21 protein-coding genes are annotated in these 21676 nt (G+C 64.4%); 15 read left to right on the top strand and 6 right to left on the bottom strand.

From position 1 onward, the window contains the following. Nucleotides 1–13: 13 nt before the first annotated feature. On the bottom strand, nt 14–772 hold the full coding sequence (locus tag QUV21_RS10630) for a DeoR/GlpR family DNA-binding transcription regulator (protein WP_300854793.1): 759 nt from the start codon (nt 770–772) through the stop codon (nt 14–16). Between the two features lie 153 nt (nt 773–925). Here QUV21_RS10630 and QUV21_RS10625 point away from each other — a divergent pair, with 153 nt between their 5' ends. The 3 genes from QUV21_RS10625 to QUV21_RS10615 are packed head-to-tail and all read left to right on the top strand — an operon-like array spanning nt 926 to nt 4960. Beyond that, complete coding sequence (locus QUV21_RS10625) at nt 926–2329, top strand: NAD(P)/FAD-dependent oxidoreductase (protein ID WP_300854792.1); 1404 nt, start codon at nt 926–928, stop codon at nt 2327–2329. Further along, nucleotides 2316–3548 carry an FAD-dependent oxidoreductase gene (locus QUV21_RS10620; protein ID WP_300854791.1) on the top strand — a complete coding sequence of 411 codons (1233 nt, stop codon included), beginning with the start codon at nt 2316–2318 and terminating at the stop codon, nt 3546–3548. Before QUV21_RS10625 ends, QUV21_RS10620 begins: the two co-directional genes overlap by 14 nt. After that, nucleotides 3545–4960: an FGGY family carbohydrate kinase gene (locus QUV21_RS10615; protein WP_300854790.1), complete on the top strand. Its 1416-nt coding sequence runs from the start codon at nt 3545–3547 to the stop codon at nt 4958–4960. Before QUV21_RS10620 ends, QUV21_RS10615 begins: the two co-directional genes overlap by 4 nt. A 7-nt stretch (nt 4961–4967) precedes the next feature. On the opposite strand, the gene QUV21_RS10610 is transcribed toward QUV21_RS10615, so the two are convergent. Beyond that, nucleotides 4968–5489: a hypothetical protein gene (locus tag QUV21_RS10610; RefSeq protein WP_300854789.1), complete on the bottom strand. Its 522-nt coding sequence runs from the start codon at nt 5487–5489 to the stop codon at nt 4968–4970. Nucleotides 5490–5823: 334 nt separating this feature from the next. Between QUV21_RS10610 and QUV21_RS10605 the strand changes: the two genes are divergently transcribed. The 6 genes from QUV21_RS10605 to ugpC all read left to right on the top strand — a co-directional run bounded on the left by QUV21_RS10605 (nt 5824) and on the right by ugpC (nt 11982). After that, nucleotides 5824–6642: a sugar phosphate isomerase/epimerase family protein gene (locus QUV21_RS10605; protein WP_300854788.1), complete on the top strand. Its 819-nt coding sequence runs from the start codon at nt 5824–5826 to the stop codon at nt 6640–6642. Next, nucleotides 6639–7439, top strand: coding sequence for a metallophosphoesterase (locus QUV21_RS10600; protein ID WP_300854787.1), 801 nt, complete (start codon nt 6639–6641; stop codon nt 7437–7439). Before QUV21_RS10605 ends, QUV21_RS10600 begins: the two co-directional genes overlap by 4 nt. A gap of 211 nt (nt 7440–7650) precedes the next feature. Then, nucleotides 7651–8976, top strand: coding sequence for an extracellular solute-binding protein (locus tag QUV21_RS10595; protein ID WP_300854786.1), 1326 nt, complete (start codon nt 7651–7653; stop codon nt 8974–8976). Nucleotides 8977–9046: 70 nt separating this feature from the next. Continuing rightward, nucleotides 9047–9928: an ABC transporter permease subunit gene (locus tag QUV21_RS10590; RefSeq protein ID WP_300854785.1), complete on the top strand. Its 882-nt coding sequence runs from the start codon at nt 9047–9049 to the stop codon at nt 9926–9928. Nucleotides 9929–9938: 10 nt separating this feature from the next. Continuing rightward, nucleotides 9939–10868 carry an ABC transporter permease subunit gene (locus QUV21_RS10585; RefSeq protein WP_300854783.1) on the top strand — a complete coding sequence of 310 codons (930 nt, stop codon included), beginning with the start codon at nt 9939–9941 and terminating at the stop codon, nt 10866–10868. Nucleotides 10869–10875: 7 nt separating this feature from the next. Next, entirely contained in the window at nt 10876–11982 is a 1107-nt protein-coding gene (gene ugpC / locus QUV21_RS10580) for a sn-glycerol-3-phosphate ABC transporter ATP-binding protein UgpC (protein WP_300854781.1), read from the top strand. Between the two features lie 52 nt (nt 11983–12034). Here ugpC and QUV21_RS10575 read toward each other — a convergent pair whose 3' ends face one another. The 3 genes from QUV21_RS10575 to QUV21_RS10565 form a co-directional block, all read right to left on the bottom strand. Next, nucleotides 12035–13480, bottom strand: a complete 1446-nt coding sequence (locus tag QUV21_RS10575; RefSeq protein ID WP_300854779.1) for an amidohydrolase family protein — start codon at nt 13478–13480, stop codon at nt 12035–12037. Between the two features lie 86 nt (nt 13481–13566). Continuing rightward, nucleotides 13567–14370: an IclR family transcriptional regulator C-terminal domain-containing protein gene (locus tag QUV21_RS10570; protein ID WP_300854778.1), complete on the bottom strand. Its 804-nt coding sequence runs from the start codon at nt 14368–14370 to the stop codon at nt 13567–13569. 21 nt (nt 14371–14391) lie between these two features. Beyond that, a complete protein-coding gene (locus QUV21_RS10565) occupies nt 14392–15252 on the bottom strand; it encodes a dioxygenase (protein ID WP_300854777.1) in 861 nt (286 codons plus the stop codon). 102 nt (nt 15253–15354) lie between these two features. Here QUV21_RS10565 and QUV21_RS10560 point away from each other — a divergent pair, with 102 nt between their 5' ends. The 6 genes from QUV21_RS10560 to QUV21_RS10535 are packed head-to-tail and all read left to right on the top strand — an operon-like array spanning nt 15355 to nt 20788. Then, on the top strand, nt 15355–16131 hold the full coding sequence (locus QUV21_RS10560; RefSeq protein ID WP_300854776.1) for a citryl-CoA lyase: 777 nt from the start codon (nt 15355–15357) through the stop codon (nt 16129–16131). After that, nucleotides 16128–17270 (top strand): CaiB/BaiF CoA-transferase family protein, encoded by a 1143-nt coding sequence (locus QUV21_RS10555; RefSeq protein WP_300854775.1) that lies wholly within the window; start codon nt 16128–16130, stop codon nt 17268–17270. Before QUV21_RS10560 ends, QUV21_RS10555 begins: the two co-directional genes overlap by 4 nt. Nucleotides 17271–17302: 32 nt before the next feature. Beyond that, nucleotides 17303–18382: a C4-dicarboxylate TRAP transporter substrate-binding protein gene (locus QUV21_RS10550; RefSeq protein ID WP_300854774.1), complete on the top strand. Its 1080-nt coding sequence runs from the start codon at nt 17303–17305 to the stop codon at nt 18380–18382. Continuing rightward, nucleotides 18379–18936, top strand: coding sequence for a TRAP transporter small permease (locus tag QUV21_RS10545; protein ID WP_300854773.1), 558 nt, complete (start codon nt 18379–18381; stop codon nt 18934–18936). The genes QUV21_RS10550 and QUV21_RS10545 overlap by 4 nt, the downstream gene beginning before the upstream one ends. Next, nucleotides 18933–20243 (top strand): TRAP transporter large permease, encoded by a 1311-nt coding sequence (locus QUV21_RS10540; RefSeq protein ID WP_300854772.1) that lies wholly within the window; start codon nt 18933–18935, stop codon nt 20241–20243. The genes QUV21_RS10545 and QUV21_RS10540 overlap by 4 nt, the downstream gene beginning before the upstream one ends. Before the next feature lie 11 nt (nt 20244–20254). Continuing rightward, nucleotides 20255–20788, top strand: a complete 534-nt coding sequence (locus tag QUV21_RS10535; RefSeq protein WP_300854771.1) for an NAD(P)H-dependent oxidoreductase — start codon at nt 20255–20257, stop codon at nt 20786–20788. A 260-nt stretch (nt 20789–21048) separates the two neighbouring features. Here the strand turns inward: QUV21_RS10535 and QUV21_RS10530 are convergent, their stop codons facing one another. Next, entirely contained in the window at nt 21049–21651 is a 603-nt protein-coding gene (locus QUV21_RS10530) for a hypothetical protein (protein WP_300854770.1), read from the bottom strand. Between the last annotated feature and the right edge of the window lie 25 nt (nt 21652–21676).

Here is a 21676-nt window from a genome sequence, read left to right as displayed (position 1 = left end):
CGCGTTTGCGGCCTCAGGTCCATAGCTCCACCCCCCTGTCGGCCAGTGCTTCGGCCTGTGCCTTGTCCAGTTGTCCATCACTGATCAGAAGGTCGATGTCTTCAGTCGCGCAGACCGCATAGGCCGCCTGCCGCCCGAACTTCGAGGCATCGGCCAGCACGGTCAGGCTGCGGGCGTTGCGGATCATCGCGCGGGCGATCTGGGCCTCATCAAGGCTTGCGTCCATTGCGCCGATGGCAGGGTCGATGGCCGCAACGGTCAGGATCGCACGGTCGGCCCGGAACCCCTGCAACTGTTCGATAACCGCGCTGCCGATGGTCTGTGCGTTGTCAGCCCCATAGCGGCCACCCAGAAGATGTATCGTTGCCTCTGATCCGGCCTGCGCCAGCCGGTCCGCAAGCCGGCAGGAATTGGTGACGATCGTCAGGCCCGGAATGGCGGCCAACGCATCAGCGGCGGCAAGGGTGGTCGATCCGGTGTCGATGAACAGCGTTTCACCGGGGGTGATGATGCGGCCCAGCCTGCGGCCGATCTCGGCCTTGGCTGCGGCCGCCCTGCCCTGCCGTTCGCCAAAACTTGGCTCGGCGACAAGAAACGGTCGCCGCGCCCCGCCATGCACCTTCTGCACCCGGCCACGTTCGGCCAGCGTTCCCAGATCGCGGCGGATCGTCTCGGACGAAACGTCGAAGCGTGCTGCAAGCATTTCGACCGACACTTCCCCTTCGCGCCGGATGATCGCCTCGATCTGAGGCTGTCGTTCGTGCGGCTTCATTGTCATCCCCGCCCCAGCCGACCGTTGAAGGCGGCCAAGGTCAACAGTTTTTTTGACCGGACGGTGAAAAAGCAGGCCCGGCGACTTTGGGCTCAGCTTGACACGAATGCCCGAATAGTCAATTCATGATGAAAACCACAAGGCTTGTGGATGATGGACAGCGCTGACCTGGCGGCCAATGCCCAAGGATATGACGTCGCGGTCATCGGGGCCGGGGTTGTGGGCTGCGCGCTTGCGCGGGCCTTCACGCTGGCGGGTGCGCGGGTGGTCGTGCTTGAAAAGGCGGCGGATGTGCTGGATGGCGCGTCCAAGGGCAACTCGGCGATCCTGCACACCGGGTTTGACGCGCCTGAAGGGTCGCTGGAACTGGCCTGCGTGCGTGAAGGCTATGCGCTTTACCACCAGATTCGCGAAAGGCTGGGCCTGCCGGTGATGCGCTCTGGTGCCATGGTGCTGGCCTGGTCCGAGGCCGAGGTGGCCGAACTTCCCGCCCTGATGGCGCAGGCGCGCGCCAATGGCGTGACGGATGTTCAGGCGGTGACGGCAGCTGAAGCCCTGCGTCTTGAACCCCACCTGTCCGCCAATGTGATGGGCGGATTTCGCGTGCCGGGCGAACACCTGATCGACCCATGGTCGGCGGCGCATGGTTACCTGCTGCAAGCGCTGGAAAACGGCGCCACACTGATGCGGCAGGCCGAGGTTCTGACCGGCAGGCGGTCGCATGGCGTCTGGCATCTGGCCACCACGGCGGGCGCGGTGCAGGCGGATCTTGTGATCAACGCCGCTGGCCTTTGGGGCGATGAGGTTGACTTGCGCGTGACCGGGGAAAGCTGGTTCACCATCAAGCCCAGGAAGGGCCAGTTCGTGGTCTACGACAAGTCCGCCGCAAGCCTGTTGGGCCATATCCTGTTGCCGGTGCCGACGAAGATCACCAAGGGCATCGTCGTTTGCCGCACCGCCTATGGCAACCTTCTGGTCGGTCCAACGGCGGAAGAACAGGACGACCGCGAACACGCCATCCTTGACCGCCCGACCCTGCAAGCCCTGATGCGCCGCGGCGAGGAAATTCTGCCAGCCCTCGCGGGGCATGAGGTTACAGCGGTCTATGCGGGCCTTCGCCCCGCGACCGAGGAAAAGGAATACCGCATCCGCACCGATCTGGCCGAGGAGTACATCTGCGTCGGCGGCATCCGCTCTACCGGCCTGTCGGCGGCCTTGGGGATTGCCGCGCATGTCCTGCGGCTTGCCGACCGCAGCTATTCTGCCTTGGAAAACCCGGTCTGGCGGCAGATGCCGTCCCTGACCGATGAAGCCGCGCGCGACTGGCAAAAGCCCGGCCATGGCGGCATCCTTTGCCATTGCGAACTTGTGACCCGCCGCGAGGTTGAGGCAGCGCTGACCGGCCCCATGGCCGCTGGCAGCATGGGGGGCCTGAAGCGCCGCACGCGGGTCACGATGGGGCGCTGTCAGGGGTTCTACTGTTCGGCCGAACTGGCGCGGATCACCGAGGGCCGCCTTGCGCAACCGATGCTGGGGGGCGGCGATGGCGCAGATTGAGGCCCAGACTGACGTCATCGTCATCGGCGCGGGTCCAGCGGGCCTGTCGGCGGCCACCGAACTCGCCCGGCTTGGGGTTTCGGTCACCGTCCTTGACCGCGAGGCTGAGGCTGGAGGCATCCCGCGCCACTGCAACCACCCGCCCTACGGCTTGCGCGAATTCCACCGCCTGATGCGCGGGCCAGCCTATGCCCGCCGCCTTGTGGCCAAGGCGCTGGCCGCAGGCGTCACCATCCGCACCCGGACAACCGTCACCGCGCTCCACCCCGGCGGCAGCATTGACGTGTCCAGCCCCGAGGGCCTTCAGACCCTGGCCGCCCGTGTGGTCCTCATCGCCACCGGCGTGCGTGAGACCAGTCGTGCCGCGCGTCTTATCGGCGGCGAAAAGCCGGGGGGCATCCTCTCCACCGGCGCCTTGCAGGGGATCGTCCACCTGAACGGCCAGCGCCCGTTTCAGCGCCCCGTGATCCTTGGGACCGAACTTGTCGCCTTCTCGGCCCTCCTCACCTGCCGCCATGCCGGGATCACCCCGGTCGCGATGATCGAACCTGCGCGCCGCATCTCCGCGCGCAGCCCCGCGATCTGGTTGGCGCGCCTCATGCGGGTGCCAGTCCTGCTGCAAAGCACCCTCGACGCGATCCACGGTCGCACCCGGGTGGAAGCCGTGCGGGTCGACCGTCGCGGGCAGATGCAGGACATTGCGACCGATGGCGTCATCGTCTCGGGCGGGTTCCGGCCCGAGGCGGCACTGTTGCGCACCAGCCATCTGGAGGTGGACGCAGGCAGCGGCGGACCCGTGATCGACGTCTGGGGCAGACTTTCCGACCCCACCTATTTCGCCGCTGGCAACCTTCTGCGCGGGGTGGAAACCGCCGGCTGGTGCTGGGCCGAAGGCCGCCGTGTGGCCCGCGCCATCCACGCCGCCTTGCAGGGCAAGCTGCCTGATCCGGGCGGGGCGCGGCTGCGCTTGGCCTCGGACGCGGTGCGGCTGGCATTGCCACATGTCCTGCCGATGACCACCGGGCAGGATTCTGGCGTGGCAAACCGCCTCCAATTGCGCCTTGCCCGCCCCGCCAAGGGCCGCTTGCGCCTGATGCAGGACGGGCGGTGTCTCATTGAACGCAAGATCGACAGCCTGCCCGAACGCCGGATCACCCTGCCCCTGCCCGCCTTGCACAGCGGCTCGGATATCTCCCTGACGCTTGAGGAAGCCCGGTGAGGATTGTCGCAATCGACCAAGGCACCACCAGCACCCGCGCCCTTGCGCTTGATCCTGACGGTCGCCTGCAACCCATCCTGTCGCTGCCCCACGCGCAAACCACCCCCGCCCCCGGCCATGTGGAACAGGACGCGCAGGAACTGCTGACCAATGTCCTGCGCTGCCTTGATGCCTCCGATGCCGATATCGTCGGGCTGTCCAATCAGGGCGAAAGCTGCCTCGCATGGGACGCGCGCGATGGCCAACCACTTGGCCCGGTGATCACATGGCAGGACGACCGCACCGCCGATGTGACCGAAGGGCTGGAGCGGGACGGCGCCGGGCCGATGGTTATGACCCGCGCCGGGCTGCCGCTTGACCCCTATTTCTCGGCCTCGAAACTGGGCTGGATGGTCCGCCACCTGCCCCGCGTGGCTGACGCCGCGCGGCAAGGCTACCTGCGTCTTGGCACCACCGACGCCTTTTTCCGAGACCGGCTGACCGGGCGGTTTGAAACCGACGTGGCCACCGCCTCGCGGACATCCCTGATGGACCTTGCGACCGGGCGATGGGACGCGGAGCTGTGCCAGCTTTTCGGCGTGCCGATGACGGCCCTGCCAGAGATCGGCCCGACTTCTGGCGATCTTGGCACCCTGCCCGGTGGCGCACGGCTGGCGGCCTCGATCGTGGATCAACAGGCAGCGCTTTTCGGGCATGGTTGCCGGGAACCGGGCCAGACCAAGGTGACCTTCGGCACCGGGGCCTTTGCGCAATGCGTGACTGGCGGGCTGGTGGTACCCGGTGCCTCGGGCGTTCTGCCCACAGTCGCATGGCAGGCGGCTGGCGAGCCCGTGACCTATGCGCTGGACGGGGGCGTCTATGCGGCGGCCAGCGCGGTGAACTGGGCGCGGGGATTGGGGCTTTTCGCCGATTACGCCCAGATTTCCACCTTCAACGGCACCGCCATAGACCGGGGCCTCGCCTTCGTGCCAGCCCTAGTCGGGCTAGGTTGCCCGCATTGGAACCGTCAGGCGCGCGGGGCGTGGCTTGGCCTTGGTCTGGCCGACGGGAAGGCCGACCTGATGCAGGCGCTTCTGGAAGGGATCGCGCTGCGCACAGCTGAAGTTCTGGCGGCGATGGCGACCGTGCAGCCCGTGACCGGACAGGTGTCCATCGACGGCGGCCTGTCGCAAAACGCCTATTTCACCGGCTTTCTGGCCGACACGCTGGGGCGCGACCTTTTCCTGTCCGATGAAGCCGAACTGACTGCGGCCGGCCTCGCCCAAATGGCCGCAATGGCGGCCGGCGTGCAGGTGCCGCAGGTCCATCCGGGCCGGGTCTTGACCACCAACCCGACGGTGCAGCGCCATGACCGGACAACCCGCTTTGCCACCGCGCGCCGTGCAGTGGAAAGCTACGCCAAGGGGGCCTGATCGCGGGTCAAGGGTTGGTCGCAGCTTCGCCTGCCGGATCATCGGCGGCTGGGGTTTCGGCGGCTGGGGTCTCGGCGGCTGGGGTTTCGGCTGCTGGGGTTTCGGCTGCTGGGGTCTCGGCAGCCAGCGCGTCCAGTTCTGCCTGCAAGGCTGCGGCCGCTTCCGCCAGACTGGCCTTTTCGGCCTCAAGCCCGGCAGCCTGCGCAGCCAGCGCGGCCTTGTCCGCCTCCAGCGCGCTGACTTGCCCGGCAAGGGCTTCCACCTCAGCCTCAAGCGACAAGACCTGCGCGGCAGAGCCGGCAAGCGCGGCTTCCAGGTCGGACGCCTTATCAGCCAGCGCCCCCAAGGCCGAAACCTCGGAGTCCACTTCCTGCGTCCGCTGGTCCAACAAGCCCTGCAATCTGGCCACTTCGGCGGTCAGCGCGGCCTTCTCGGCCTGAAGCGTATTGCCCTGCTGACTGCTTTGATAGCTGAAGAAGCCCAGAATGGCGACGGCTGCCACCAGAATGCCAAGGATCAGGTTCCGCATCGTCTTGCCTCGTCGGTTACGTCAGACTGACGCGAACCTCACCACAACCCCCCGCGCCGCACAACCCTTTTGCCCAAGGTCATGCGGCCCCGGTTCAAGCTTGCCCTGCCTTTCGGCAGAAACCGAACCTGCGAAAGCCGCGCCCGTCTTCGGGCCAATGGGCGAAAAGCACCGCAGACGATACGGGCCGGGGCAGGCAAGGCGGATACGCGAAGGGCCTGCGGTTGTTGGCAGACTCCACGTCCCGGCTGTCACGGAACGGACAGGGTTCGATTGTGGCGGCGTTACAATCCGGCGGCATGGTTCGCGCCATCGCAACCTTGGAAGACAGACAATGACAACGCTCCCGATTCTTGGTGCCGCCCTTGGCCATGACGATCTTGCAGCCCACCGCGACTGGCTGCTCGAGGCCCCCCGCGATCTGGAACTTCAGACCTTTGTCGAGGCGCGGGTGCTGGACGGCGACTGGTCCGGCCTTGCCGCCGAAACGGTCAAGCTGCTGGACGGACACGCTGGCCGCCTTGGGATTCACGGGCCATTCTGGGGTTTCACCATCGCCTCTTACGAGCCAGAGGTCCGCAAGATCGTGACCCGGCGCCTGCATCAGGCGCTGGATGTCTGCGCTGCCGTCCGAGGGACGCATGTGGTGATCCATTCGCCTTTCACCACATGGGGCTACAACCATCGCGGGCTTTATCCCGGCGACGGCGCCCGTCTGATCGAGGCGGCCCGCGATACGCTGGCCCCGGTTCTGACCCGGGCTTCCGACATGGGCGTGACCTTCATGCTGGAAAACATCGAGGATGTGGAACCCGCCGACCGCGCGGCCCTTTGCGCCGAACTGGGCTGGCAGGCGCTGGAGCTGTCGGTCGATACCGGACATGCGCATTATGCCCATGTCTCGACCGGCGCACCGCCGGTTGATTTCTACCTGCGCGCGGCAGGCGCGCGGCTTGGCCATGTGCATTTGCAGGACGCCGATGGTTTTGCCGACCGACATTGGCAGATCGGGCATGGCACGATCCTTTGGCCTTCGGTCTTCAAGGCAATTGCCGAAACCGGGGCAAACCCGCGCCTGATCCTTGAACTGCGCGACAAGTCCGGGGTGATCCCCTCGGCCCGCCATCTGACAGCTCTGGGGCTGGCGCAATGAAATTCGTCGTCCTTTCAGACCTGCACCTTGGCCCACCCGGAGCGGCGGTCAACGGTCTGGACCCTGCCGCGCGGCTGGCGGCAGCGGTTCAGGCGATCATGCGTGACCATGCCGACGCCGAATTCGTGGCTATCGCCGGGGATCTGGCCGACCTTGGCGAGGTCGCCGCCTATGAGCTGCTGCACGACCTGCTGGCCCCGCTGCCGATGCCCTGCCACATCACCCTTGGCAATCACGACGACCCGGCGGCCTTCCTGTCGGTCTTCGGGCAAGACCTGTCCCATCCCGAGGGGCGGGTATCCAAGGCGCTGGATCTCGACGGCTACCGGGTGATCCTGCTGGACACGACCACCCCCGGCACCCATGGCGGCGCCCTTTGCGCGGGGCGGCGTGACTGGCTGGCCGCGCGGCTGGACGAAGCGGCGGACCGCCCTGTCATCGTGGTCATGCATCACCATGCCAATCGGCTGTCCCTGCCGGTGGATGCAATTCCCCTTGCCGATGGCGCGGGGTTCGCGCGGCTTTTGCAGCGCCACCCGGATGTGCGGATGGTGATCTCGGGCCATGTGCATCTGACCACCTCCGGCCTTTGGCACGGGGTGGCGATGACCACGCTTGCGGGCAGCCACTATTCGGTCAACGCGCATCTGCCGGGGATGGCGGGCAGCCAGCTGCGGCTGGAAGGCCCGGCGGAAATTGCCGTGGTGCTGGCCGATGCCGACGGCGTGACGGTGCATTTCCAGCACTATCTGCCGCGCCATGTCGAACTTGCCTCGGGCCTGTTTGCGCAAGACTGAGGCGCCGCATTTCAGTCAGCCTGGCGCACCGGGAAAACCTGGTGCTCCTGCTGGCATGAAACATGCAAGTCATTTTTATCATTAGATAAAACTTCACACAGCCATCAAGAACCTGTCACCTTCCCCCCCCATTCCGTCACCCACGCCGCAGCCGAACTGCGGCCCCCGACTGCGACCCCCATTTGTGGCCCTTTTGACGGAGACAGGGAAAATGAAACTCAAGCTAGCGACCACTGCCATGGCGCTTTGCGCCGCCGCCGGAGCCGCCTCGGCGGAAAAGGTGAAGTTCGAATACTGGTATGGCCTGACCGGCGATCTTGGGGCCGTCGTGGCCGAGACCTGCAACCGCTTCAACGCGGCGCAGGACATGTATGAGGCCGTCTGCGTGGGTCAGGACGGCTATGAAAAGGCGGTGCAGAACACCATCGCTGCCTTCCGCGCGGGCAAGCACCCGACGCTGGTGCAAAGCTTTGACGCAGGAACCGCCGATCTGATGCTGTCGGGCGAGTTCTACCCGGTGAAGAAGTTGATGGAAGATGCGGGCTACGACATCGACTGGGCCAACTACTTCCCCGGCATCGCAAACTATTATTCGGCAACAAATGGCGATTTCTTCTCGATGCCGTTCAACTCGTCGACCCCGGTCTACTATTACAACAAGGACCATTTCGACAAAGCGGGCATTGCCGAAGCACCACTGACCTGGGAAGGCATGGAAGTCGCCTTCAAGGCGTTGAACGCCAGTGGCCAGACTTGCGGCCTTGCCTATGCGCCTTCGACCTGGATCGACCTGGAACAGTTCTCGATGGCGCATAACGTGCCGGTCGCGTCGAACAACAATGGGTATGACGGGCTGGACAGCGAGTTGCTGTTCAACACCACGCTGCATGTCACCCATATGGAAAACCTCCAGCGCTGGATGAATGAAGGCCATGCGATGCTGCGCACGCCGGCGGCGGGCAAGTCGGCGCGCGACAGCTTTGTCGAAGGCGAATGCTCGGTCTTCTTCTCGTCGATTGCCGACCACGCCACTGTCCACAAACTGACGCCCGCCTTCGCCTGGGATGTGCAGATGATCCCGACCTATGAAGGGTCCGATCGTCACAATACCGTTGTGGGCGGCGCATCGCTTTGGGTGCTGTCGGGCAAGGCAGATGAGGAATACAAGGCTGCGGCGGCGTACCTCGCCTTCCTTGCCACGCCGGAATCGGAAGAGTTCTTCGTGTCCAACACCGGCTATATCCCGGTGACGAAGACAGGCTATGACGCGCTGCTGGCCAAGGGCTTTTACGCCAACCAGCCCTATGTGAACCGCGACATTGCCCTGACATCGCTGACCTTCACCGAGCCAGGCCCTCTGACCCGCGGCATCCGTCTGGGCAGCTTCATCCAGATCCGCGCCGAATGGCTGGCAGAGGTGGAAGCCGCCATTGCCGGACAGAAAACGATGCAACAGGCGCTGGATACCGCCGTGCAGCGTGGCAATGACCAGTTGAAGCGCTTTGCCCAGACCTATGCCGGCAAATCTTTTCCCTGACATCAGAACATGACGGGCGCGGCCCCCAATTGCCGGGGCCGCGCCCTGCCCTTTTCCTGCCGGAGGTCCGATGCGCCGCGCCTATTTCAAGTTCAGCTGGATTGCCGCCGCCCTCTTGGCGCCGCAGCTACTCATCATCTTCGTCTTCTTCTACTGGCCGTCGATGCAGGCGCTTTACTGGGCCTTCACGCTGGAACAGCCATGGGGCGGCGGCAATACCTGGGTGGGCTTTGACAACTTCACCAAGGTATTGTCAGACCCCTATTACTGGGGATCGGTCCGGGTGTCGGTGATCTATGCGCTGGCCACTACGGTGCTGGCGATGACCATGGCGCTGACGCTGGCGATCTTCGTGGACCGGCAACTGGCCGGCTACCGGGTCTGGCGGGTCGGGATCATCTGGCCCTATGCGGTGGCCGCCCCCGCCGTGGGGCTGGCGTTCCAGTTCGTCTTCAACCCCGGCGCGGGGATCTTCAGCTATATCAACACCATTGCCCCGGGCTGGTGGGATCTGTCGAAATACCCATGGCAAGCCGTCACCGCCATCGTCATCGCGGGCGCGTGGAAGCAGGTGGCCTACAGCTTCATCTTCTTCCTGGCCGCCCTGCAATCCATTCCCCGCAGCCTGACCGAGGCCGCCGCGATGGATGGCGCGCGCCCCCTGCGCCGGATGGTCGATCTGCAACTGCCCTTGCTGACGCCCACCTTTTTCTTCCTGCTGGTGATCAACATCACCGACAGCTTCACCGACAGCTTCGGCATCGTCGACACGCTGACCGGCGGCGGGCCGTTCCGGGCCACGGACCTGATGGTCTACAAGATCTACACCGACGGCTTCCGGGGCTTTGATTATTCCGGTGCCGCCGCCCAATCCATCATCCTCATGCTTCTTGTCATGGCGCTGACCTTCGTTCAGTTCCGCTATGTCGAGCGGCGCGTGCATTACACCTGAGAGGGCCGCAATGATCGAACGCACGCCCATCCTGAACATCGCGACCCATGTGATTCTGGCCTTCGGCCTGATCGTCATTCTGGTGCCGATCTGGCTGGCCTTTGTCGCCGCTACCCATACGCTGCAAGCCGTCAACTCGGCCCCGGTCGAGTTCTGGCCGGGCGACCAGCTTTGGGTGAACCTGCAACAGGCCTGGGCGCAATCGGACTTCGGGCCGAAATTCGTCAACACGCTGATCGTGTCCATCGGCGTGGTGGTGGGCAAGATCACGCTGGCCTGCATCACCGCCTTCGCGCTGGTTTTCTTCAACTTTCGCGGTCGGATGCTGATCTTCTGGATGATCTTCATCACCCTGATGCTGCCATTGGAGGTGCGGATCGTGCCAACCTATGCCGTGGCCGCCAACGCGCTGACACCGTTCCAGACGATCATGGACTGGACCGGGATCAACTGGCTGATCGCCACCCTGTCGGGGGTAGAGGTGAAGCTGGAATGGAACCTCCTCAACTCCTACACCGGCCTCATCCTGCCATTGGTTGCCACGGCCACCGGCACCTTCCTTTACCGGCAATTCTTCCTGACCATCCCCGATGAACTGGTCGAGGCCGCGCGGATGGATGGCGCCGGCCCGCTGCGCTTTCTGTGGGACGTGCTGATCCCCCTGTCCAAGACCAACATCGCGGCCTTGGCCACGATCATGTTCGTCTACGCCTGGAACCAGTATCTCTGGCCGCTTCTGGTGATCACCGACCGGGCGAATTACGGGATGGTGGTCGTGCAGCTTTCCGACCTTGTGCCAGACCAACTGACCACCGGCGGCGGCACACCCACATGGCACCTTGCGATGGCTGCGACACTGGTTGTCATGCTGCCGCCCATCGCCATCGTCATCCTCATGCAGCGCTGGTTCGTGCGCGGCCTGATCAACACCGACAAATGAGGCACCCATGGCCGAAATCATCATCCGCAACGTCGCCAAGACCTACGGCAAAACCACGATCATGGACGGCGTCAACCTGACGATCCGCAACGGCGAGTTTGTCGTGATCCTCGGTCCCTCGGGCTGCGGAAAGTCCACCCTTCTGCGCCTGATCGCGGGGCTGGAAGACATCACCGACGGCGAAATCGAGATTGGCGGCCAGATCGTCAATCAGCTTGAACCGCGCGAACGCGGCTGCGCGATGGTGTTTCAGAACTACGCGCTCTATCCGCATATGACGGTGGCCGAAAACATCGGTTACGCGCTGAAGGTCGCAGGCGTGGCAAAGGCCGAGCGGCTGGCCCGGATCGAGGCAACAGCCAAGGCCGTGGGCCTTGCCGATTTTCTGGACCGCAAGCCCGGCCAGTTGTCCGGCGGTCAGCGCCAGCGCGTCGCCATGGCCCGCGCCATCATCCGCGAACCGAAGGTGTTTCTGTTCGACGAACCGCTGTCGAACCTCGACGCCAAGCTGCGCGTCCAGATGCGCCACGAGATTCGCCGGATCCACAACGCGGTGGGGGCAACCAGCGTCTTTGTGACCCATGACCAGCACGAAGGCATGACCTTGGCCGACCGGCTGGTGATCATGAACAAAGGCACCATCGAACAGATCGGCACCCCGGAAGACATCTACGAACACCCCGCCTCGCTTTACGTTGCAGGCTTCGTGGGCAGCCCGGCGATGAACATCCTGCCAGGCAGCCTGGATGCAACCGGCCTTTCCGTGCTGCTGGCCGATGGGCAAGGTCTGGATATCCCGTCCTCGTTCAAGGCGCGGGCTGGCCAGTTGGTGCAGATCGGTCTTCGGCCTGAAAAGCTGTCGATCCTGCCAAAGGGCCACGGTCAGCTATCCGCGACCTTCCAGTTCTTTGAAGAGCTTGGATCGGCCCGCATCTATCATCTGCTGATCGAGGACATACCGCTTGGCGTCGTGTCGGAACACAAACTGTCGCTGACCGAAGGCGAGACGGTCGGCATCGGCTTCCCGACCTCGGCGCTGCATGTCTTTGACGGGCCAAGCGGGCGAAGTCTGGACCGGCCCGGCGTTGCCGAACGGGTTGCCGAGCTGGTCTGACCAGCCGGCCGCAATGGCACCCCGGCAGGCCAGCCCTGCCGAGGTCTTTGCGTCAGGCGCGAAACAGATCCTGTTCCACATTCGCGGCCTCGAACAGATAGTCGCGGCTGGCCTCCAGCTCGGCGCGCAGCTTGGCGATGTCGTGACCCAGCACCGCGCCTTGCCATTTGCGCACCACGCCCGCGCAGATCACGGTGGACACGTTTGACCGCTCCATCAGCGTCACCACCGCCCCCGGCACATGGTTCAGGGGGGCCACGTTCAGCGCGGTGGCGTCCAGCAGGATCACGTCCGCCTCTTTGCCCGGGGTCAGGGTGCCGGTCTTGTGGTCCAGCTTCAGCCCCTTGGCGCCCTCGACGGTGGCAAAGCGGATCACGTCCAGCGCCGACAGAAGCTTCGGGTAATCCTCGCCCCGCAGCGCCTTTTCGTTGGCGATCATCCGTTGCAGCGTGACGGTGGACCGCATCTGGGTGAACATGTCGGCGGTCATGGTGCATTCCACATCGGTGGACAGCGACGGCTGCATCCCCATATCCAGCGCCTTTTGCAGGGGCGGCTCGCCGTGACGCATCTGCATCTCGATCGGGACGGAAAGCGAGATATGCGACCCCGCATCCGCCGCCGCCTGCCATGCCATTTCGGACATGCCGGTCATGTGGATGAAGATGTTGTCGGGGCCGAACTTGCCCGCCGCCGCCAGCCCGTCAAAGGTTGGCTGCATGCCGAAGGTGCCGACGACGTGGAGCGCGATCGGGATGTTCAGCTCGCGCCCGATGGCCCAGGCTTCTTCGTGGAACGGCAGGTAGATCTCGCCGCCCATGATCATGGTCAGAAGCTGGTCGTCGCTGGCGAAGTGTTCTGCCTTCACCCGGCGCGCATCGCCGGGGTATTTGGCCGCGTCGCCCCAACCCTCGAAATAACCCAGCACGGCGCGGCGGCCGGTATCGCGCAAGGCGCTGATCGCGGCGTCGGTGTGTTCGGGGCTGTGGTGGATCTGGCTGACGTCCATCACCGTGGTCACGCCCGCGTCGATCTGGGCGATGCCGCCGAACAGTTCCGAGATATACACATCCTGCGGGCGGTAAAGAACCGAGAACTTCTGCAGCATCCATTCGTAGTAGTTGGCCGTGCTTTCCGGTCGGCCATCGTTCACCAGAATCGCGTCGGACAACAGGCTGCGCAGCGCGGTTTCGAACTGGTGGTGATGGGTGTCGATGAAACCCGGCATCACGACATGACCGGTGGCGTCAATCACCGCCGCATCGCCCGCGTCGATCTGCGCGCCAACCGCAAGGATCTTGGACCCTTCGATCAGTACATCGCCCTTGGCAAAATTTCCGACATCGGCGTCCATCGACAGGACATGCCCGCCCCGGATCAGCGTCTTGCGCCCCGGCTGGCCAATGCCCGCAGGCATCAAGCCCGCCGACACGCGCGGCGCAGCCGTCCCACCGGTATCGGCCGGGGCCTTCACGCGGGTATCACAGAATTTGCACATCGGTTCCTCCTCCCATATTTCGCTATGCGAAGTTTTATTCGCAAAGAATTCAAGACGAGCGCCCCCCTTTGCTGGGGAAGCGCGGTTTAACTTGCGTCGAAGACGGCAGACAAGGCGGGAACCCTCGCAGCGGCGGCCCCGATCCGGCTGGCGGCGGCGCGCAGGTCAGCAAGGCGGCTTTCGACCATCTGCCCCGGCGTGACCATCCCCGAATAGCCAGACGAGTTCAGCGCCGCGACCACCCGGCCATTCGCCCCCCGGATCGGCACGGCCAGCGCGGTGATCCCGTAATCCAGTTGATCGACCGTGGTGGCAAAGCCCGCCGCCCGCGCCTCCAGCACCACATGGCGCAGCGCCGCCTTGTCGGTCAGCGTGCGCGAGGTCAGCGCGACCGGCACCATCGCGGCAAGGGTGCGGTCCAGATCCTCATCCGTCAGGCCAGCCAGCAGCACCCGGCCAAGGCTGGTGGCATGCGCCGGATAGCGCGCACCGACAACCGCCGTTGCCCGCCGCGCGCGCTGGGTGGAATGGTGGGCGATGTAGATCACATCGGCCCCGTCCAGCATGGCGACGGATGCGGCATCGCCATGCGCTTCGACGATCTGGCGCAGTTCGGGCAGCAAAAGCTCGTCAATCCGGGCGGCGAAGTAGAAGCCCGACCCAAGGCTCATCACCTTGGGGCGCAGATGGAAACGCTTGCCGTTCCGCCCGACATAGCCCAGCGCCCCAAGCGTGATCAGGCTGCGCCGGGCGGCGGCGGGCGACAGGCCCACGCGGCGGGCAATTTCGGACAGGGTCATGTCGGGATGTGCGGCGTCAAAACATTCCAGCACGGCAAGGCCCTTGGCCAGGGCCTCGACAAATTCCGCCGGCCGTTCCAAATCGTCCATCACGCCGCCCCCATCCAAGGTTCAACCCTCCGGTGCCAGAATGAAGTCGAAGCGGCACTTGGCGTCCGGCTTCTTTTCGGTGGCGGGCAAGGTGTCGGTCTTCTTGACCGGTTCCAGCTTGGCGATCAACGATTTTCGCACACCGAAAACCGCGTCATTGTCGATGTATTCGGTGTTTTCGAAGAAAAGCTCGGTGGTGATGGCGCGGTAGCCCTTGGCGCGCACGATGTAATGCAGATGCGCCGCCCGCCACGCATGCCGGTCACCGGCGCGCAACAGACGGCCAACGGGGCCATCGTAAGGCACGGTGTAAGACTTGGGCAGAACCGTCGTATACCAGTATTCGCCGTTATCATTCGTGGTGATCAGCCCGCGCAGGTCATACTTGTCCTGGCCGGATGCCTGTTCCTGAATCGGATAGGTGCCAGCGCCATCGGCCTGCCATGTATCGACCAGCGCGCCCGCAAGGGGGTTACCCAGAGAATCGCGCACGACCCCATGGACCAGGATCGTTGCGCCATCCCGGTCCTTGGCCAGATCGCCGCCAAGCTCCAGCTTCGGCGCGTTGTCGAGGTAGAACGGCCCAAGGTTCGACCCCTCGGTCGCCCCCCCGCGTGAGTTGATCATGTCCACCAGCGCCGACAGGCCCAGCACGTCGGACAAAAGAATGAACTCATGCCGCTCGGGCGTCGATATCTGCCCGCAATCATAGAGGAACATGAGAATACCCATCCATTCCTCATGGGTCATGTTCACTTCGCGGGTGTAGTCGTGCAGATGGTCGATGAAGCCTTCCAGCAGGAACTTGAAGCGGCTGCCTTCCTCGGTCTTGAACGAGGCTTTGACGGCCTCGGTCAGCGTGAACTGGTTGATGTCTTTCACGGCGCATTCCCTCCCTGAAATCGCGGGTTGACGGAAAGCTAGAACGTCCCATAATGTTCGGCAAGAGAATTTTTCTTCGCTATGCGAAAAAAGGAAGGCGTCATGAGAATCGGCAAGCAGGACAATGCCGTCACGGCCATTGCCACTTCGGATGAACATTCGATCACCGTCCGGGGGCATGATCTGGTGTCGGACCTGATCGGCCAGATCGACTTTACCGATTACTTCTGGCTTCTGGTCTGCGGGCTGCGCCCGAGCGATACGCAAAAGGCAATGATGAACGCCTGCCTTGTCGCCATTGCCGAACACGGGCTGGTGCCTTCGGTGCAGGCCGCCCGGATGACGCTGGCCGCCGCCCCCGAGGCGTGGCAGGGCGCGATGGCGGCAGGCCTTCTGGGGATGGGGTCGGTCGTGGCCGGGTCGTCGGAAACGGCGGGGCGCTATCTGGTTGAAGTGGTGGCGGCTGGTGGGGATGAGGCCGCCGCGATTGCCTCGCTGGAAGGATTGAAGGCGGCGCGGCGCAAGGTGCCCGGGCTTGGCCATCCGCAGCACACGGCGGGCGACCCGCGCGCCGACAAGCTGTTGGAAATCGCCGACCGGCTGGGCGTGTCCGGCCCGCATGTCGCGGCCCTGCGCCATCTTGGCACCCATGCCCCGCGCATCATGAACCGTCCCCTGCCAATCAACGTCTCGGGCGCGATCCCGGCGGTTATCCTTGATGCTGGTTGGCCGATCGAGGCGATGAAGGCGGTGCCGCTTCTGGCGCGCGCCGGGGGTCTTGCCGCGCATCTTTATGAGGAATCTCAGCGCCCCATCGGCTTCATCCTGTCGCACAACGCCGATCTTGCGATCTGCTATGACGGGAAACCCGCCAAATGAGGCCGCTGAAGAACATCCGCGTCATCGAGATGGGAACCTACATCACCGGTCCTGCAGCCGCGATGCAACTGGCCGACCTTGGCGCTGACGTGATCAAGGTCGAACGCCCCGGCGAAGGTGACCCGTTCCGCGCCTTCAAGGGCGGGCTCTATTCCCCGCATTTCCAGACCTACAACCGCAACAAACGCTCCATCGCGCTGGATACGAAAGAGCCCGACGATCTGGCGGTGTTCAATGACCTGATCGCGGGTGCGGATGTGTTCATCCAGAACTTCCGCCCCGGCGTGGCAGAAAAGCTGGGCGCGGGTGAAGATGACCTGCGCCGGATCAACCCGCGCATCATCTACTGCGCCATCTCGGGCTTTGGCACCACCGGCCCGGCCCGCGACCGGCCGACCTATGACACGGTGGCGCAGGCTGCCAGCGGCTTTCTGCGGCTGATGACGCCGCCCACCGCCCCCCGGGTGATCGGCCCCGCCATCGCCGACGCCGTAACCGGCCATTACGCCGCCACCGGCATCCTTGCGGCACTGGTCGAGCGGGGCCAGACCGGCACGGGCAGCAGGCTCGATATCTCGATGCTGGAGGCGATGTGCCACTTCAACCTTGACAGCTTTACCCATTTCTACAGCGCGGGCGAGGTGATGGGGCCATTGTCGCGCCCTGTCGTCAGCCAATCCTACACCTTTGAATGTGCGGACGGAAAATGGGTGGCGATCCACATGTCCAGCCCGCCGAAGTTCTGGACGGGTTTCCTTGAGGCGACGGGCCAGACCCAGCTTGCCACCGACCCGCGCTTTGCCGAACGGCTGGAGCGGATCAAGCATCAGGATGACCTGATCGAGATCATGACCCCGATCTTCCGAAGCCAGCCCCGCGACCACTGGTGCGCTGCGCTGGAGGCGGCAGAGGTGCCATATTCCCCCGCCTATGACAGTGACGAGGCGCTGGAAGACCCACAGGCGCAGCACCTTGGCATCAAGGTCAGCGCCGATCACGCCCAGATGGGCCGCTTCACCACCGTGCGCGCACCCTACAGCTTTGACGGGGCAGCAGACGCGACCGTGCTACCGCCGCCGATGCTGGACGAGCATGGCACGCAGATCCGTGACGAGTTGCAGCGAAAGAAGGCGGGCTGATCCGCAAATTCACATCCTGGGGAGGAGAAACCATGAAACTGACAACCCTGCTTCTGGCCGGCACCATCGCAGCACCATCCGCATTGCTCGCGCAGGAAAACATCGACCTTACCATCGCCGCCAGCCATCCGACCGCGATTCCGTGGGTCGGCATGATGCAGACGCATTTCATGGCCGAAACAGATCGGCTTCTGGCCGAGACCGGCAATTACCAGATCACCTGGAACGAAGCCTTCGGCGGCGCGCTTTACAAGGCCAATGCCACGCTGTCCTCGGTTGAACAGGGCGTGACGGATATCGGCTGGGTGTTCTCGCTTCTGGAAGGGGCGGAACTGCCGCTTTCGCAGGTATCAAGCTACGCGCCCTTTGCCACCAACAACCCACCCGTGCAGCTGGCCACGATGCAGGAGATGATCAACACCATCCCCGAGCTGAAGGCGGAATGGGATGATCACAACGTGGTGGTGCTGGGCCTGACCGGCACCGACAGCTATGACCTTTACACCAAGAAGCCGATCACATCGCTGGCCGATCTGAACGGCATGAAGATCTCGGCCCCAGGCGTTCTGGGAACCTGGCTTTCTGGAACGGGGGCGAACCCTGTCGACGGGTCGCTCACCACCTACTACACCGACATCCAGACCGGCGTTTCCGATGGGGTGCTGTCGCTGGCACTGGGCGTGTTCCCGTCCAAAGTCTATGAGGTCGCGCCCTATGTGACCAAGGTGCAGATGGGGACCGCGTTTTCCGGTGCCATCGCCGCAAACAAGGACAGCTGGGATGCCCTGCCCGCTGAAGTGCAGGACGCCATGATCAAGGCCGGGGCCTATTACACCGAAGCTCATGGCAAGGATCTTCTGGAACGTCCTGTCATCGTGATGGACAAGATCGTCGAGGCCGGGGCAACCCAGAACCCGCCCGTCACCGTGACCGAAATGGCGCAAGACCAGCGCACGGCCTGGGTGAACGTCCTGCCGGACCTTGCTGGCAACTGGGCGCGCGACATGGACGCCAAGGGCATGCCCGGAACCGCAGTGCTGACTGCCTATATGGCAGGGCTCAAGGCACGCGGCGAAACCCCGGTGCGTGACTGGTCGGCGTCGGGCCAGTGACCGAAGCGGACCTTTCCAGGGGTCGCAGACCCGGCCCCGTGATGCGGGGCTGGGCGCGGCTGGGCGACGGCCTGGCCGCCATCTCGACCCTGCTGATCGGGGTGCTGATGCTTCTTATCTGTGCCGATGCCTTTGCGCGCAACATCCTTGGCGGGTCGTTGCCGCTGGTATCGGAACTTGGGGCGGCACTTCTGGTGGTCATCGTCTATCTGGCGCTGGCCACCACCATCCGCCACAACCGCCTTGCCCGCACGGATGTGTTCCTCGGCTGGCTCGCGCGGAAAAGCCCGCGTGCGGCGGCTGTCCTGTCGGCGGTCTATGACCTGATCGGGGCGTTTCTGCTGGCGTTGATCGGTTGGGCCGGGATGCTGACGCTGGCGCGCGATTTTGCCGGGGGCAAATACCTTGGCATTCAGGGCGTTCTGACCTTTCCACTCTGGCCCTTTGGCGCGGCCTTCGTGATCGGCCTTCTGGTGGCTGCGGTGCAATGCCTGCTGCAAGCCCAGCACGCCCTGCGTGGCGGGGCAGCGCAAACCGGCGGGGGGCTGGAATGACCGGGCTGGAAATCGGCATCGCCGCGATCATCCTGCTTATCGTGCTGATCTATCTTGGCATGCCGATCGGGGTTGCCATGCTGCTTGTCTCGCTTGGCGGCGTGGCCCTGATCCGGGGCGAGGGCGTCGCCTTCCGCATGGCAGGATCGGTCGCCCGCGACAGCCTTAAGGACTATCTTTTCGCCGTCGTGCCGCTGTTCGTGCTGATGGGCCTTTTGGTCACCGTCTCGGGCGTCGGCAAGGACACCTTCGACGTGTTCCAATCCGCGCTGCGCCGGGTGCGGGCGGGCCTCGGCGTGGCGACTGTCTTTGCCAATGCGGTCTTTGCCTCGATCACCGGGATCTCCATCGCCTCGGCTTCGGTGTTTTCCCGGGTCGCCGTCCCGGAAATGGTCCGCCACGGCTACAGCCGCAAATTCGCCACCGGAGTGGTCGCCGGATCATCCGTGCTGGGCATGCTCATCCCGCCGTCGCTTCTGATGATCGTCTACGCCGTGCTGGCCGAAGAATCCGTGGGCCGGATGTTTCTGGCCGGCATCGGGCCAAGTCTCTTGCTGGCCGCGCTCTTTTCGCTGGTCATCATCGGTCTGGCAACCTTCCGCCCCGGCTTTGTCTACGACCGGACCGAGCAGCATGACGCCGCCGCCCTGACGATCCCGCAGATGGCGGGCAAGGGCTTGCCGATCCTTGCGCTGATGGGACTGGTGCTGGGCGGCCTGTATGGCGGCTTTCTCAACCCGACCGAGGCCGGGGCCATCGGCGCCCTTGGCGCGCTTATCATCGCCACGCTGCGCCGGTCGCTGGGGGGTGGCACCCTATGGAGGCTTCTCGTGGAAACCGGGCAGATCACGGTTTCGGTGCTGTTTCTGGTCATGGCCGCATCGTTCTTCAGCCGGATGCTGGCCATGTCGGGCCTGCCCGCCGCCCTTGGCGATGCGCTTCTGTCCGGCCCCATCGGCCCTTGGGGGTTCTTGGTGCTTTACCTGATGGTTGTGGTAGCACTTGGCTGCATCATCGATTCCATCTCGATCATGCTGATCTTGCTGCCGATTGCCGTGCCGGTGGCACAGGCGGCGGGGTTCGACATGATCTGGTTTGGCGTGATGACCGTGATCGCGGTCGAGATCGGCCTTCTGACCCCGCCGTTCGGGCTGTCGGTCTTTACCATCAAATCCGCGCTGAATGACCCGACCCTCGCCCTGGGCGACATCTTCCGCGGCACCTTTCCCTTTGTGCTGGCGATGATTGCCTGCCTTGCCATCCTGACCCTGTTTCCCGGCATCGCCACTTGGCTTGCCCGTCTGTGAAGGACCACTCCATGCCCCGCCTTCTGTGCTTTCCCGGTTCGCTGCGCGCCGCCTCTTCCTCGACCGCCCTTCTGAAGGCGCTGGTCGCCCGGATCGGTACGGAGGCAGAGGTGGAGCTGGCCGATATCGCAGCCCTGCCCCATTACAACGCCGACCATGACGGCGGCGCGGCGGTGGCCCGGCTTGTGGCGCAACTTGCGGCGGCGGATGGCGTCTTGTTCGTGACGCCCGAGTATAACTATTCGGTCCCCGGCGTGTTGAAGAACGCGATCGACTGGGCCTCGCGCCCGGCCTACCAGTCCGGCTTTCGCGGCAAGCGCTGCTTCTGCATCTCGGTCTCGGGCGGGGCGATGGGCGGGGTGCGCGCACAAGGCCACCTGAAATACATCCTGAACGGGATGCTGGCCGAGGTCTTTGCCTGGCAAGAGATCATCGTCACCACCGCCCCGAAGCGGATGACCGATGGCGTCTTCACCGATACCGAGGTGCTGGATTTCGCGATAACCGGGGTGACGGCCTTTCTGCAATCCTTGCCAAGGGCCTGACCCGGATCAGACCGTGGGGGCCATCGTCGCGATCGCCCGAGCGTTCCCCAAGCCAGTTAAGGTATTGCAGTAGGATAGCCGTATAGAGGCTTGATAAAGATTGATAATATGAATTCCACAATCGCCATGAAAACAGATTTCCGGTCAGGATGCCCCGGCCCGGAAACCGCGACCTCCGCACCTTTATCCTGGCCCTGATCCCGGCCGTTCAAACGCGGATGGGTTCCTGACAGCTGATGCTTGGACGGGCGCCACCTGGCCTAGGCCTGGTCGCCCTGCCGGTTTCCCGCAGCGTCATGCCACCAGCAGACCACCCGGCCTTCGGCGCGCAGCCGGTCGCTTTCCGCCGCTTCCGGGTGGATCAAGGCGCGAAAGCAGCGAACCCCGGCAATCTGCATCTCTGCCGAGGCATCATGCCCAAGCCGGGCCGCAATCACCTTGTCTATCAGATAGGGCGAAAGCTCGTCCGGGCGGGCAAGACCGGGGTCGGCGACAATGGCCGCCAAACGCGTCCGCCGCGCATCTTCGGCAGCAAGGATCACATCCACCTCGGCGCGAAAGGCGGCTTCGGTTGCGATATAGGCGTCCAGCGCTGGCAGCGGCTTTGGCCCCGGCTTTTTGACCTTGAGATGCCCACCGAGGTAAAGCGTCTTCAACACCCGCGCCCCGATGGGCGAGGTCAGCTGCACCGCCGCGTCATGAAACGCCAGTTCCCTGTCTTCAGCCGACAGACGAAATGTCGCGGGCCGCCCCTCCAGAACCGCCCGGCGCAAGGCCGCAAGCGCCGGGGTGCGGTGGACATGCGGGATCAGGTCGATGATCGACAGCGCCGGCTTCATCCGCGCCCGGATTTCCCACAGCATGTTGGCCCCCTGCATAGACGGCGGC

The organism is Tabrizicola sp., assembly GCF_030373185.1.
Lineage (GTDB): Bacteria > Pseudomonadota > Alphaproteobacteria > Rhodobacterales > Rhodobacteraceae > Tabrizicola.
This window is presented reverse-complemented; position numbering and strand designations above follow the sequence as displayed.

What these genes read in the sequence shown, in the direction of transcription:
- QUV21_RS10630 (WP_300854793.1), bottom strand. Translation starts at nt 772, where the DNA reads ATGAAGCCGCACGAACGACAGCCTCAGATCGAGGCGATCATCCGGCGC.
- QUV21_RS10550 (WP_300854774.1), top strand. Translation starts at nt 17,303, where the DNA reads ATGAAACTGACAACCCTGCTTCTGGCCGGCACCATCGCAGCACCATCC.
- QUV21_RS10620 (WP_300854791.1), top strand. Translation starts at nt 2,316, where the DNA reads ATGGCGCAGATTGAGGCCCAGACTGACGTCATCGTCATCGGCGCGGGT.
- QUV21_RS10540 (WP_300854772.1), top strand. Translation starts at nt 18,933, where the DNA reads ATGACCGGGCTGGAAATCGGCATCGCCGCGATCATCCTGCTTATCGTG.
- QUV21_RS10625 (WP_300854792.1), top strand. Translation starts at nt 926, where the DNA reads ATGGACAGCGCTGACCTGGCGGCCAATGCCCAAGGATATGACGTCGCG.
- QUV21_RS10570 (WP_300854778.1), bottom strand. Translation starts at nt 14,370, where the DNA reads ATGGACGATTTGGAACGGCCGGCGGAATTTGTCGAGGCCCTGGCCAAG.
- ugpC (WP_300854781.1), top strand. Translation starts at nt 10,876, where the DNA reads ATGGCCGAAATCATCATCCGCAACGTCGCCAAGACCTACGGCAAAACC.
- QUV21_RS10530 (WP_300854770.1), bottom strand. Translation starts at nt 21,651, where the DNA reads ATGCTGTGGGAAATCCGGGCGCGGATGAAGCCGGCGCTGTCGATCATC.
- QUV21_RS10600 (WP_300854787.1), top strand. Translation starts at nt 6,639, where the DNA reads ATGAAATTCGTCGTCCTTTCAGACCTGCACCTTGGCCCACCCGGAGCG.
- QUV21_RS10555 (WP_300854775.1), top strand. Translation starts at nt 16,128, where the DNA reads ATGAGGCCGCTGAAGAACATCCGCGTCATCGAGATGGGAACCTACATC.
- QUV21_RS10590 (WP_300854785.1), top strand. Translation starts at nt 9,047, where the DNA reads ATGCGCCGCGCCTATTTCAAGTTCAGCTGGATTGCCGCCGCCCTCTTG.
- QUV21_RS10560 (WP_300854776.1), top strand. Translation starts at nt 15,355, where the DNA reads ATGAGAATCGGCAAGCAGGACAATGCCGTCACGGCCATTGCCACTTCG.
- QUV21_RS10585 (WP_300854783.1), top strand. Translation starts at nt 9,939, where the DNA reads ATGATCGAACGCACGCCCATCCTGAACATCGCGACCCATGTGATTCTG.
- QUV21_RS10535 (WP_300854771.1), top strand. Translation starts at nt 20,255, where the DNA reads ATGCCCCGCCTTCTGTGCTTTCCCGGTTCGCTGCGCGCCGCCTCTTCC.
- QUV21_RS10575 (WP_300854779.1), bottom strand. Translation starts at nt 13,480, where the DNA reads ATGTGCAAATTCTGTGATACCCGCGTGAAGGCCCCGGCCGATACCGGT.
- QUV21_RS10610 (WP_300854789.1), bottom strand. Translation starts at nt 5,489, where the DNA reads ATGCGGAACCTGATCCTTGGCATTCTGGTGGCAGCCGTCGCCATTCTG.
- QUV21_RS10605 (WP_300854788.1), top strand. Translation starts at nt 5,824, where the DNA reads ATGACAACGCTCCCGATTCTTGGTGCCGCCCTTGGCCATGACGATCTT.
- QUV21_RS10595 (WP_300854786.1), top strand. Translation starts at nt 7,651, where the DNA reads ATGAAACTCAAGCTAGCGACCACTGCCATGGCGCTTTGCGCCGCCGCC.